Annotated in this window: 8 protein-coding genes and 1 riboswitch; of the genes, 4 read left to right on the top strand and 4 right to left on the bottom strand. The window is 71.9% G+C overall.

Going from position 1 to position 12,346, the window contains the following annotated elements; genetic code table 11:
• Positions 1–69: 69 nt before the first annotated feature.
• A riboswitch (SAM riboswitch) is annotated at positions 70–209 on the top strand.
• A 14-nt stretch (positions 210–223) separates the two neighbouring features.
• The 4 genes from thrC to groL all read left to right on the top strand — a co-directional run bounded on the left by thrC (position 224) and on the right by groL (position 4,435).
• Positions 224–1,516: a threonine synthase gene (gene thrC / locus ACZ6W9_RS24000; RefSeq protein ID WP_389957868.1), complete on the top strand. Its 1,293-nt coding sequence runs from the start codon at positions 224–226 to the stop codon at positions 1,514–1,516.
• Positions 1,517–1,539: 23 nt separating this feature from the next.
• Complete coding sequence (locus ACZ6W9_RS24005; RefSeq protein ID WP_362931297.1) at positions 1,540–1,815, top strand: MoaD/ThiS family protein; 276 nt, start codon at positions 1,540–1,542, stop codon at positions 1,813–1,815.
• A gap of 334 nt (positions 1,816–2,149) precedes the next feature.
• Positions 2,150–2,350: a cold-shock protein gene (locus ACZ6W9_RS24010; RefSeq protein ID WP_012895270.1), complete on the top strand. Its 201-nt coding sequence runs from the start codon at positions 2,150–2,152 to the stop codon at positions 2,348–2,350.
• A 459-nt stretch (positions 2,351–2,809) separates the two neighbouring features.
• Complete coding sequence (gene groL, locus ACZ6W9_RS24015; protein ID WP_362931299.1) at positions 2,810–4,435, top strand: chaperonin GroEL; 1,626 nt, start codon at positions 2,810–2,812, stop codon at positions 4,433–4,435.
• Between the two features lie 166 nt (positions 4,436–4,601).
• Here the strand turns inward: groL and ACZ6W9_RS24020 are convergent, their stop codons facing one another.
• The 4 genes from ACZ6W9_RS24020 to ACZ6W9_RS24035 form a co-directional block, all read right to left on the bottom strand.
• Positions 4,602–6,716 carry a HelD family protein gene (locus ACZ6W9_RS24020; protein ID WP_470119719.1) on the bottom strand — a complete coding sequence of 705 codons (2,115 nt, stop codon included), beginning with the start codon at positions 6,714–6,716 and terminating at the stop codon, positions 4,602–4,604.
• 436 nt (positions 6,717–7,152) lie between these two features.
• Positions 7,153–8,841: a DNA repair helicase XPB gene (locus ACZ6W9_RS24025; protein ID WP_389957862.1), complete on the bottom strand. Its 1,689-nt coding sequence runs from the start codon at positions 8,839–8,841 to the stop codon at positions 7,153–7,155.
• 317 nt (positions 8,842–9,158) lie between these two features.
• Positions 9,159–9,767 carry an MgtC/SapB family protein gene (locus tag ACZ6W9_RS24030; protein WP_389957860.1) on the bottom strand — a complete coding sequence of 203 codons (609 nt, stop codon included), beginning with the start codon at positions 9,765–9,767 and terminating at the stop codon, positions 9,159–9,161.
• 91 nt (positions 9,768–9,858) lie between these two features.
• Complete coding sequence (locus tag ACZ6W9_RS24035) at positions 9,859–12,327, bottom strand: helicase-associated domain-containing protein (RefSeq protein WP_470119722.1); 2,469 nt, start codon at positions 12,325–12,327, stop codon at positions 9,859–9,861.
• Positions 12,328–12,346 lie beyond the last annotated feature (19 nt).

Genomic DNA, 12,346 nt, shown 5'->3' on the forward strand with positions numbered 1-12,346 from the left:
TCTGGTCAGAACGCCCGGCGGCCGGGGTAAAGTGCGAGAGACCCGTTCATCGGGTCCACAACTTCATATTGCTCATCCAGAGGGGTGGAGGGACCGGCCCTGCGAAGCCCCGGCAACCCTCCCGGTTCAAACTCGCGACATGGCGGGGTCGGCCGGGACAGGTGCCAATTCCGGTCCGTGGCCAGGGTGGTCGCGGACGAAGATGAGGGAAAGGCCTCGCTTCATGGCGCTCGCAGAAACACGGATCCCCACCTCCGCCCCCGTCTCCGCCGGCACCGCGCCCGACGGCCGCTTCGGCCCCGCCGTGGCCCTCTCCTGCCGGGAGTGCGGCACCCGCTACGACCTCGGCCCGAGCTTCGCCTGTATCGAGTGTTTCGGCCCCCTGGAGATCGCCTACGACTTCGGGCGCGTCACGCGCGAGCAGATCGCCGCCGGCCCGGCGAACATCTGGCGCTACCGCGCGCTGCTGCCCGTCCCGGAGAACGTCGCCGCCCGGCCCAACACGGAGCCCGGCTGGACCAGGCTGGTCGACGCGGGCAACCTCGCCCGCGAGCTGGGCCTGCGCTCGCTGCACGTGAAGGACGACTCGGGCAACCCGACGCACTCGTTCAAGGACCGCGTGGTGGCCATCGCCGTCGAGGCGGCCCGCAACTTCGGCTTCCACACCCTGTCGTGCTCCTCCACCGGCAACCTCGCCGGCGCGGTGACCTCGGCCGCCGCCCGCGCCGGGTTGGACGCCTGCGTGTTCATCCCCGCCGACCTGGAGCAGGCCAAGATCGTCATGGCCTCGGTGTACGGCGGGAAGCTCGTCGGCATCGAGGGCACCTACGACGACGTCAACCGGTTCTGCTCGGAGCTCATCGGCGACGAGCTGGGTGAGCGGTGGGGCTTCGTCAACGTCAACCTGCGCCCGTACTACGCCGAGGGCTCCAAGACCCTGGCGTACGAGATCGCCGAGCAGCTCGGCTGGCGACTCCCCGACCAGATCGTCGTCCCGGTGGCGTCCGGCTCCCAACTCACGAAGATCGACAAGGGGTTCAAGGAGCTGATCGCGCTCGGGCTCGTCGAGGAGAAGCCCTATCGGATCTTCGCCGCGCAGGCCGAGGGCTGCTCGCCGGTCTCGGCCGCCTACAAGGCGGGTCACGATGTGATCCGCCCGGTACGGCCGGACACGATCGCCAAGTCGCTGGCCATCGGCAACCCGGCCGACGGCCCCTACGTGCTGGACATCGCCCGGCGCACCGGCGGCGCGGTGGAGGACGTCACGGACGCCGAGATCGTCGCCGCGATCAGGCTGCTGGCCAGGACCGAGGGCATCTTCGCCGAGACCGCGGGCGGCGTCACGGTCGGCGTGCTGCGCAAGCTGGCCGCCGAGGGGCGGCTCGACCCCGACGCCGAGACCGTGGTGCTCAACACCGGTGACGGCCTGAAGACCCTCGACGCGGTGGCGGGCGAGGCCCGTCCCACCGCGGTCATCCGCCCCTCGCTTGACGAATTCCGCTCGGTCATCGCCTGAAATCACCGGAAAGGTGCTTAATAATGAGTGTCTCTGTACGGATTCCGACAATTCTCCGGACGTACACCGGTGGTGCGGCCGAGGTGAACGCCGAGGGTGAGACCCTCCGCGAGGTGCTGCGGAAACTCGACGCCGACTTCCCCGGGATCGGCGCCCGGATTCTCGACGACTCCGGCAAGATTCGCAGGTTCGTCAACGTCTATGTCGGCGATGAGGACGTCCGCTTCGCCGACAACCTGGACACCGCGACGCCGTCCGGCGTCCAGATCTCCATCATCCCGGCGGTCGCCGGGGGCTGACCCCGTCGTCCCCGCGCTCCGGGCCGCCGTCCCGTACGGCGCCCGCCGACGCCCGCTCCGGCCTGGCCGGGGCGGGTGTCGCGCTTTCGGGAGGATGTCCATATCGGCGCTTGTTGAAATAATGCAATATTTGATCAGCGGGCCCGATGGCAAAACTATGTTCTCGTGCTGCATTCGTACGTAAAGCGGCAGTTTGCTGGTTGACTCTGTTGCCCTACGGCGTACCACAGGTATGGTCGAGAACGATCGACGCAGGCGATGTGTCCGCCTCGGAGATTGAGGACGTCGCGAGAGGAATGGGCGATGTCCTCAAGTCCAGTAAGAGGAGTCGGAAGTGGCGCAAGGCACCGTCAAATGGTTCAACGCGGACAAGGGCTACGGCTTCATCGCGGTAGACGGTGGTAAGGATGTGTTCGTCCATTACTCCGCGATCATGATGGACGGCTATCGCGCACTCGAACAGGGCCAGCGGGTCGAGTTCGAGATCACCCAGGGGCAGAAAGGCCCGCAGGCGGAGTCCGTGAGGGCCGTCTGAGGCAGCCGTCCCCCCGGACGCGCAAAAGGGGCGCGCCGGACGGACCCCCGTGGCAGCGCAGTCCACGCGGGCCCTCGGCGCGCCGGCCCGGTCCACCGTGTCCCCTCGGAGGGCCGGGCCCTCGCCGTACCGGGGTCTCTCCGTGCCGGAGGCCCGAATCCGCCGGGACACGGCGGCCGGGATCCGGTCGCGCGGGGCGGTGGCCGGGGGCGAGACCGTGCGGGGCGTCCGCCGTAACGGGTCGTCGCGGGAGGCCGTCACCTCCCGGGCAGGTCAACGCGACGTCGCTTGCACTCGACAGGGTAGAGTGCTAAATAGTTTGTTGGCACTCACCGAGGGCGAGTGCCAACCCTGGATCGGGACGATGGGATCCGCCGAACGGAGTCGCGGATCCGAATGCCGTCGCGGGCGTCGGCTCGATCCGGTGCAAGCCACCCTGTGTTCGGGAGGTCTAGCCGTATGGCAGCCAAGATGATCGCGTTTGACGAGGACGCCCGGCGCGGTCTCGAGCGTGGTATGAACCAGCTCGCGGACGCCGTCAAGGTGACCCTGGGCCCGAAGGGCCGCAACGTCGTCCTGGAGAAGAAGTGGGGCGCCCCCACGATCACCAACGACGGTGTGTCCATCGCCAAGGAGATCGAGCTCGAGGACCCGTGGGAGAAGATCGGGGCCGAGCTCGTCAAGGAAGTCGCCAAGAAGACCGACGACGTCGCCGGTGACGGCACCACCACCGCCACCGTCCTCGCGCAGGCCCTGGTTCGCGAGGGTCTCCGCAACGTGGCCGCCGGCGCCAACCCGATGGGCCTGAAGAAGGGCATCGAGGCCTCCGTCGAGCGTGTCTCCGAGGAACTGCTCAAGCTCGCCAAGGACGTGGAGACGAAGGCGCAGATCGCCTCCACGGCCTCCATCTCCGCGGGCGACCCGCAGATCGGCGAGATGATCGCCGAGGCGATGGACAAGGTCGGCAAGGAAGGCGTCATCACCGTCGAGGAGAGCAACACCTTCGGCCTGGAGCTTGAGCTCACCGAGGGCATGCGCTTCGACAAGGGCTACATCTCGCCCTACTTCGTCACCGACCCGGAGCGTATGGAGGCCGTCCTCGACGACCCGTACATCCTCGTCGTCAACTCGAAGATCTCCGCGAACAAGGACCTCCTTCCCGTCCTCGACAAGGTCGTGCAGTCCGGCAAGCCGCTGCTGCTGATCTCCGAGGACGTCGAGGCCGAGGCCCTGGCGACCCTGGTCGTCAACAAGATCCGCGGTCTGTTCCGCTCGGTGGCCGTCAAGGCCCCCGGCTTCGGCGACCGCCGCAAGGCCATGCTGGGCGACATCGCCATCCTGACCGGCGCCCAGGTCATCAGCGAGGACATCGGCCTCAAGCTGGAGTCCACCACGCTCGACCAGCTCGGCCGGGCCCGCCAGGTCATCGTCACCAAGGACGAGACCACCATCGTCGACGGCGCCGGCGACGCCGAGCAGATCGCCGGCCGGGTCAACCAGATCCGCGCCGAGATCGAGAACACCGACTCCGACTACGACCGCGAGAAGCTCCAGGAGCGTCTCGCCAAGCTGGCCGGCGGCGTGGCCGTCATCAAGGCCGGCGCGGCGACCGAGGTCGAGCTCAAGGAGCGCAAGCACCGCATCGAGGACGCCGTCCGCAACGCGAAGGCGGCCGTCGAGGAGGGCATCGTCCCCGGCGGTGGCGTGGCGCTGCTGCAGGCGGGCGCCAAGGCGTTCGACAAGCTGGAGCTGACCGGCGACGAGGCCACCGGTGCCGCGATCGTCCGCAAGGCCCTGGAGGAGCCGCTGAAGCAGATCGCCGTCAACGCCGGCCTCGAGGGCGGCGTCGTGGTGGAGAAGGTGCGCAACCTCACCCCGGGTGAGGGCCTGAACGCCGCCACCGGCGAGTACGTCAACATGTTCGAGGCGGGCATCCTCGACCCGGCCAAGGTGACGCGTTCCGCGCTGCAGAACGCGGCGTCCATCGCGGCGCTGTTCCTCACCACCGAGGCCGTCATCGCCGAGAAGCCGGAGAAGACCCCGGCCGCTCCCGCGATGCCGGGCGGCGGCGACATGGACTTCTAGTCCATCGCCCCACGCGAACGAGAAAGGCGGCCCCGGATCCCCGGGGCCGCCTTTCCGCTTCTCTGCTTTCCCGCGACCCTTCCGCGCGCCTTCCGCGCGCCTTTCGCGGGCCGTGTCACGGCCGGGCCGACGCCGTACGCCACCCGGTCGCGGAGGGCGGGCGGCGTCAGCGCAGCCGGGCGGGCAGGTCGCGGGCGTGCAGGACGGTCAGAGAGGTGACCGCGCGGGTGAGGACCACGTAGAGACGGGCCAGGCCGCGCGGCTCGGCGTCCACGATGTCGGCCGGCTCGGTCACGATCACGTGGTCGTACTCCAGGCCCTTGGCCAGGGACGCCGGCACCACCAGCAGGCGGTGCTCCTCGACGGAGTCGGGGCCCAGCACCCGGTGGTCCAGGCCGGCCAGTGACGCCGACGCGGCCGCGACCGAGGCGTCCGGGACGATCACGCCGATCGACCCCTCCCGCGCCAGGACCTCCCGCACCGCCTCCGGCAGGGACGCGGCGAGGTCGGGCACCCGCCGTACCGTCAGGGAGCCCGCGCCGGGCCGCAGCGAACGGGGCGCGGCCAGGCCGGGGGCGACGTCGGGCAGCAGCCGGGCGGCGTAGTCGAGGACCTCGCGCGGCACGCGGAAACCGAGGGTCAGCTCGGTGACGGCGCCGCTCTCGAAGCCCAGGTGCGTGAGGACCTCCGTCCACGAGCGGGCCGACCAGGGGGTGGTGCCCTGCGCCAGGTCGCCGAGTACGGTGGCCGACCCGGTACGGCACCGCCGCCCGAGCGCCCGCAGCTGCATCGCCGACAGGTCCTGGGCCTCGTCCACCACCAGGTGCCCCAGGACGGGCGTCCGCTCGATCAGGTCGGCCAGCTCGTCCATCAGCGCGCCGTCGGCCGCCGACCACTTCGCCGACCGGTACGACTTGGCCGGCTTGGCCCACAGCAGCAGGGCCTGCTCGTCGGCGGTGAGATCGTCCTTCGCGGCGGCGGCCAGGAAATCGGGGTCGCTGAACAGCCGGTGGAGCACCTGCTGCGGGGTCAGCTTGGGCCACACGGCGTCCACGAGCTGCTTGACCGGCTTGGAGCGGGCCACGGCGTCCTGCACCCGGTCGTCGGGGGACTCGCCGCGCTGCTCCATCCGGACCAGCACCGTGTGGGCCAGCCGCTGGGCGAGGGCCGCGCGGCCGGGGCCGTAGCGGGTGGTGCCGCGCAGCGAGGCGACGATCTCGCGGACCTCGTGGTCGGCGACCCGGTAGCGGTTGACGCCCTTGGTGAACAGCAGTCCCTCGGCCGGCTTGACGACGTGCGCCCACAGGGCGCGGCGCAGCACCGGCGCCATCCGTGCGTCGCCCTTGATCGTCCCGACGGCCGGGTCCTCCGGTGCGGCGTACTCGCCGAGGATCCCCGCGACGGTGGTCTGGTCGACCTTGACCTCGCCCAGCGCGGGCAGCACCGAGGAGATGTAGGCGAGGAAGGCGCGGTTGGGCCCGACGATCATCACGCCGGACCTGGCGAGCTTCTCCCGGTGGGTGAACAGCAGGTACGCGGCACGGTGCAGGCCGACGGCGGTCTTCCCGGTGCCCGGCGCCCCCTGGACGCACACCGTGCCGCCCAGGTCGGACCGGACGATCTCGTCCTGGTCGGGCTGGATGGTCGCGACGATGTCGCGCATCGGGCCGGAGCGGGGACGCTCGATCTCCTCGGTGAGGATCCTGCTCTCCATGAGCGTGCCGCCCCCGGTGAGCGGCTCGTCCTCGTAGGCGGTCAGGTCACCGCCGTGGTAGCCGAACCGGCGGCGCAGTTCCACGCCCATCGGGTCGGCCGGAGTGGCCTGGTAGAACGCCCGCGAGACCGGAGCCCGCCAGTCGATCACCAGGGGACGGCTGCGCTCGTCGTGGACGTGCCGGCGCCCCACGTAGACGGTGCCGGGGAGGTCGTCGCCGCCGGTGCGGTCGAGGCGGCCGAAGAACAGGGGGGTGCCCGAGTGGTCGGCCAGCGCCGCGACGCGCTGGTCCAGCAGCGCCTGGAGGACCTGCTGGGAGACCCAGTCGCCGGCGGCGTCGGAGGACAGGGACTGGGCGTGCTCGCGCATCGCGCGCAGCGCCGCCCGGGAGACGGCCAGGTGGCGGCGCTCGGCGTCGAGGACCGTCGCGGCGTCCGCGCCGTCGGCGCCGGCTCCGGGGCCGGACTCGTCGGGGTGGCCGGATCGGCCGGATCGGCCGGATCGGCCGGATCGGCCGGGGTCGTCGGGGCCGTCGGCTATGTCGGGGGCCAACTGGTGCGCGGGCATACGGAAACGCCTCCCATGCGGTCAACGGAGGTGGTCAGGCAGCGAACCGAACAGCTTAGCCCCGGGTTCCGGACGTCTCAAAGCGATTAACGCGCGACTGGGACCCGGCGCGGTGGGTATCGCGACGGTCGTGCCGATCGTCGGAGCCGGAATCCCAGCCTCCGTACGGACCGGCGGGACGGAGGACCGCATGGGGGGTGTCCAGAGGAACGTTCCAATTCCCTCGGTAATCCCTTTTGCACCCTCCGTCACACTACTCGAAAATCGCAAAAAAGGGGAGCAAATCTGGTGACTCCCGCAGATCATGGGGGTATGTCGCCAATGGCCACCGGCGGCCTTGTCGAGGGGGTGGTGTGGTTGCCGAAGACTCGCGGTATCTCGTGGACCTGACCGGTCGATGGACCGGTACATGTGAGGGCGTGCTCGCCTGGCGGTGTCACTCGCCGGCGAGCACGTCGTCAGCGTCGATGATCTGGTAGGCGTATCCCTGCTCGGCCAGGAACCGCTGACGGTGGGCGGCGAAGTCCTGGTCGACGGTGTCCCGGCTGACCACCGAGTAGAAGCGGGCGCCGCCCCCGTCCGACTTGGGACGCAGCACCCGGCCCAGCCGCTGGGCCTCCTCCTGGCGCGAGCCGAAGGTGCCCGACACCTGGATGGCCACCGCGGCCTCCGGGAGGTCGATGGAGAAGTTCGCGACCTTCGACACCACCAGGACCTGGATCTCCCGGTCGCGGAACGCCTGGAAGAGCCGCTCCCGCTCCTTGACCTTCGTCTCACCCTTGATCACCGGGGCGCCCAGGTGCTCGCCCAGCTCGTCGAGCTGGTCGATGTACTGGCCGATGACCAGCACCTGCTCATCCGGATGCCGCCGGACCAGCGCCTCGGAGACCCGCAGCTTCGCCGGCGTGGTCGCGCAGAACCGGTAGCGCTCCTCGGCCTCGGCCATCGCGTACGCGAGCCGCTCCGACTCGCTCAGCGTCACCCGCACCTCGACGCAGTCGGCCGGGGCGATCCATCCCTGGTTCTCCATCTCCTTCCACGGCGCGTCGTAGCGCTTGGGACCGATCAGGGAGAACACGTCGCCCTCCCGGCCGTCCTCCCGCACGAGCGTCGCGGTCAGGCCGACCCGCCGCCGGGCCTGCAGGTCGGCGGTCATCCGGAAGATCGGCGCGGGCAGCAGGTGCACCTCGTCGTAGACGATCAGACCCCAGTCGCGGGCGTCGAACAGCTCCAGGTGGCGGTAGACGCCCTGCCTGCGGGTGGTCATCACCTGGTAGGTGGCGATGGTGACCGGCCGGATCTCCTTCTTCGTGCCGGTGTACTCGCCGATCTCGTCCTCGGTCAGCGAGGTCCGCCGGATCAGCTCCTGCTTCCACTGGTGCGCCGAGACCGTGTTCGTCACCAGGATCAGCGTCGTCGCCTGGGCCTGCGCCATCGCCGCCGCACCCACGATCGTCTTGCCCGCGCCGCAGGGGAGCACCACCACGCCCGACCCGCCGTGCCAGAACGCCTCGGCGGCCTCACGCTGGTAGCCGCGCAGGGTCCAGCCGTCCTCGGCCAGGCTGATCGGGTGACGCTCTCCGTCGACGTACCCGGCGAGGTCCTCGGCCGGCCAGCCCAGCTTGAGGAGATGCTGCTTGATGTTGCCGCGTTCGCTGGGGTGGACCGCCACGACGTCGTCGCCCAGCCGCTCGCCCAGCAGTGGCTGGATCTTCCGGGAGCGCAGCACCTCCTCCAGCACGGCGCGGTCGGTGCTGGTCAGCACCAGCCCGTGGACCGGGTGCTTCTCCAGGCGCAGCCTGCCGTAGCGCGACATGGTCTCGGCCACGTCCACCAGCAGCGCGTGCGGGACGGGGTAGCGGCTGTAGCCGATCAGCGCGTCGATCACCTGCTCGGCGTCGTGCCCGGCGGCCCGCGCGTTCCACAGCGCCAGCGGGGTCACCCGGTAGGTGTGCACGTGCTCGGGGGCGCGTTCGAGCTCGGCGAACGGCGCGATCGCCTTGCGGCACTCGTCGGCCCGCTCGTGCTCGACCTCCAGCAGCAGGGTTTTGTCCGATTGCACGATGAGTGGTCCGTCGGTCAAGGCTTCTCCCTCGTTGCGCGGCCGGCGAACCCATGCTCGCATCGGCGGAAGGGCGGCTGGCGTGTTCCGGGCCCGCGTCGTGGATCCGCCGCGGATCCGTCATGAATCCGCCGCGGCGGGTGTCCGTGTGGCCGGCCCGGATGGCGGTGTCGTCCCGCTCTCCGTGTGCGGCTCCCCGATGTTCAACGGATACGGGCACCCGATAAGTCCCCGACCGGAGCCCGAGCCCTGACCCGAGCCGTGACCCGCGCCCCCGACCCGACCCGAGCCCCCGACCGGGGCCGGCGGCCCGAGCGGAGCCTGAGCCCTGAGCGGGGCCTGGATCCCGAGCGGGGCCTGGGTGCTGACGGGGCCGACGGTCAGTCGAAGGCGCCGTTCATCCCGGCGATGATCACTCCGCCGACGCCCAGGATGAGGAGGCCGACGTTGATGCCGATGCTGATCCAGGTCCACTTGAGGAGGTTCCTGGCGGACTGCGGCTCACGCTCGACCTTGCTCAGCGCGATGCCGGACAGGATGGCTCCGGCGATGCCGCCCAGGCTGACGTAGCAGCTCAGGGCGAGGATGATGCTGATCACCAGCGCGACGATCGCGTGGGTCCGCACGCCGTCGTTGCCGCCCTGCGGCGCGGGGCCGTAGCCGTAACCGCCGTAGCCGCCGTGGCCGTACCCCGGGGCGGACTGCCCGTAGGAGGAGGGGTCGCCGTACCCCTGGCCGCCGTACCCCTGCTCGCCGTACCCCTGGCCGTACGGCTGGCCCGGCGGGGGGTACTGGCCGCCGTACCCCTGGCCGCCCGGCGGCGTGCCGTATCCGGGGGCCTGGCCGTAGTCGTGGGACTGACCGTGTCCGGGGGCCTGGCCGTGGTCGCCGGACGGGCCGTATCCGGGGGTCTGGCCGGGACCGGAGCCGTACGGGCTCTTCCAGTCGTCCGGGTTGTGGTTGGGGCCTTCGGGGTGACCGCTGCTCACTGTGGATCTCTCACTTCGGTTGGGCAGACCAGTTTCAACAGATATCACGATATGAGGCCGGGTTCCCGGCCACAGCGGAACGGCGCGCGCGTCATTCGACGCCCGCGATGCCGGTGATGCGATGCAGGGCGAAACGGTGCACCGCCGCCCTGGTCTCGTCGTAGGCGGTGAGGTAACCACCCTCCATCCGGGCGGGCTCCAGGATCCGGCTCGTGGCGTTTCCCTGGGAGTCGAGATAACCGATCCAGACCTGGGAGCCCTGCCGGATGGCCTCACGCAGCGCGTCGACGGTGGCGGTCGAGGGTGAGCGGGGCGGCCGGCCCTCCGGCGGGCTCACCGGGGCGCGGCGCGAGCGGTGGGCCGCGTCCCCGGCCCGCACGGCCCGGACCGCCGCCGCGACCACGTCGGCCTCCAGGCCGGTGAACGTGACCGGCGGGCGGACGGAGGGCTGGCCCTCGGTCCGCCGGACGTCGAGCCGGGTGATGATGACGTCGCCCTCCAGCGACTCGGCCGCCGGGGCGTACCCCATCGCGCGCAACGCGTCGAGGAGCGTCTGCCGGGACGCCTTGGAGGCGATCACCGTGGGGGCCAGGCGGCGCAGCCGCAGCGGCAGCGAGCGCCGGTCGGCCATCACCTCGTCCAGCAGCGAGGGGTCGTCGCAGCGGACGTAGGCGCTCGCCGTGCCGACGCGCATCCGGCCGTGGCGGCGGGCCACGTCGGTGACGAGGTAGGTCAGCGGCTGCGGCACCGGCGTGGTCGAGTGGCGCTCCAGCATGGCGAGGATCTCGTCGGCGCCCTGACCGGCGTCCAGCGCCCGCCGGAGCGACCCCTCGCCGAACCGGTAGACGGTCGCGCCGCCGGTGGACTCCACGTCGGCGGCCAGCGCCAGCCACCGCCTCAGCTCGCCGGTGAGCGGGCCGGGGGCGACGGCGGTCAGGTCGGCCTGCAGGAGCACGTGGTCGAGCGGCTCGGGCAGCAGCGGGAGCAGCAGCTCGCCCGCGGTGCCCGTACGGACGCCACCGGGCTCGCCGGACCCGCGGGGGTCGCCGGGGCCGCCGGGCTCCGCGGGATCCCGGTGGTCGAGGACGCCGGGGAGCAGCGCCCGGCCGTGGCCGGCGAGCACGCCGAGACCGGTGACCCCGAGCTGCTCGGCCTCGCGGAGGGTGAACTCCACCAGCCGGTCGCGCCGCTCGCCGCGGCGACGGGGCTGCTCCCAGGTCAGGCGCTCACGCACCGACGCGAGCGTCGGCGCCACCCCGGGACCCGCGACGGCCAGTACGCCCAGCGTGGTGGTGCGGACCTCGGAGGCCACGGAGGTGCGCAGGTCGGGATGGAGGGCGTTGAGCAGCCGGTCACGCTCGTCGCGGTCGCCGATCATGCCCGGCACCCGGTCCATGGTCAGCCACATCGTGGCCAGCGCCACCCAGCGGTCCTCGGTGCCCTTCACCCGCCAGGCGTCGTAGGCGGGGGTGGGCAGCCACTCGCCGTCGACCGAGCCGCTCGCGGCCACCAGCCCGGCGGCGTGCGTCACCTCGACGACCAGGCCCGCCGCCCACTCGGGCAGGTCGAGCAGGGCCGCGCACCGCTTCAGGTCGCGTACGGCGAGGCCGCCCCCGCGCAGCACGCCCGGCGGGTCCGCGCTCCAGTGCTCGCACAGCTCCTCCACCGAGCGGGTGAACGCGAACGCCTGCCCCGCCGCCGTCCGGTCGGCGAGCCCGGGGTCGCGCGCGGGACCCTCCAGCGCGGGCGGGAGCGGAGAGAGGTCGCGGTGGATCCGGCCGCCGCGCAGGAACAGGCCCACCTCGCGCGGCAGGACGACGGTCTCCTCACCGGTGGCGGCCAGCAGCGCGCGGGAGAGGAGCTGGTCGATCGGCGACCGGGCGGTGGCGGCCCGCACCTCGCGGCGGGCGTTGGGGACCCGGCCGCTGGCCGGACCCCAGGCCAGCTCGTCGAGGGCGGCGCGGGCCTGCCGTGAGACCTCGCCGAGGAGGCGGCCGACGGTCGCGTCGTCACCGAGCAGCGCGGCGAGTGCCTCCCGCGCGCCGGCCCGCTCGCCGACCGCAGCCGGGGTGGCGCCGTTGAGTGCGCCGACGTCGTGGATCAGCTCCGCCAGGCGCTCCGCGGAGTGGTGCCGGAACGCCTCGGCGGCCGGAGGGCCGAGCCCCGCGGGGGCGTCCAGGGCCTCCCGCACGCCGGGCGCCGGGGCCAGGGCGCGGTCGGTGCCGTAGATGAGGGCGAGGGTCCGCAGCCGCTCGACCGTCTCCCGGAGCGCCGCCCGGAACGGCCGCCCGGCTGCCCCGGGCAGCGCCTGGGCCAGCCGGCCGCGCAGGACGTCGTAGCCGACGGGCTCGGGGAGCACGACCAGCGTCTCCAGGACCGCGAGCGCGAACCGGTCGAGCCGGTCGAGCACCCGGGCGACCGCCGACGGGCTGCTCGCCCGCCCGGCCAGCCCCTCGATGTGGGCCGGGACGGGGGTGATGAGCTCGGGACGCGCGGCGACGAGCGCCCGCAACCGGTCGTCGCTCCGGCCGCGCAGCCATTCGGTGAACTCCGTGCTCATTCCGTCCATGGTAGGAGGC

This window comes from Streptosporangium sp. NPDC053982, assembly GCF_055585205.1.

What these genes read in the sequence shown, in the direction of transcription:
- ACZ6W9_RS24020 (WP_470119719.1), bottom strand. Translation starts at nt 6,716, where the DNA reads ATGCCCGCGCACCAGTTGGCCCCCGACATAGCCGACGGCCCCGACGAC.
- groL (WP_362931299.1), top strand. Translation starts at nt 2,810, where the DNA reads ATGGCAGCCAAGATGATCGCGTTTGACGAGGACGCCCGGCGCGGTCTC.
- ACZ6W9_RS24005 (WP_362931297.1), top strand. Translation starts at nt 1,540, where the DNA reads ATGAGTGTCTCTGTACGGATTCCGACAATTCTCCGGACGTACACCGGT.
- thrC (WP_389957868.1), top strand. Translation starts at nt 224, where the DNA reads ATGGCGCTCGCAGAAACACGGATCCCCACCTCCGCCCCCGTCTCCGCC.
- ACZ6W9_RS24025 (WP_389957862.1), bottom strand. Translation starts at nt 8,841, where the DNA reads ATGCGAGCATGGGTTCGCCGGCCGCGCAACGAGGGAGAAGCCTTGACC.
- ACZ6W9_RS24035 (WP_470119722.1), bottom strand. Translation starts at nt 12,327, where the DNA reads ATGAGCACGGAGTTCACCGAATGGCTGCGCGGCCGGAGCGACGACCGG.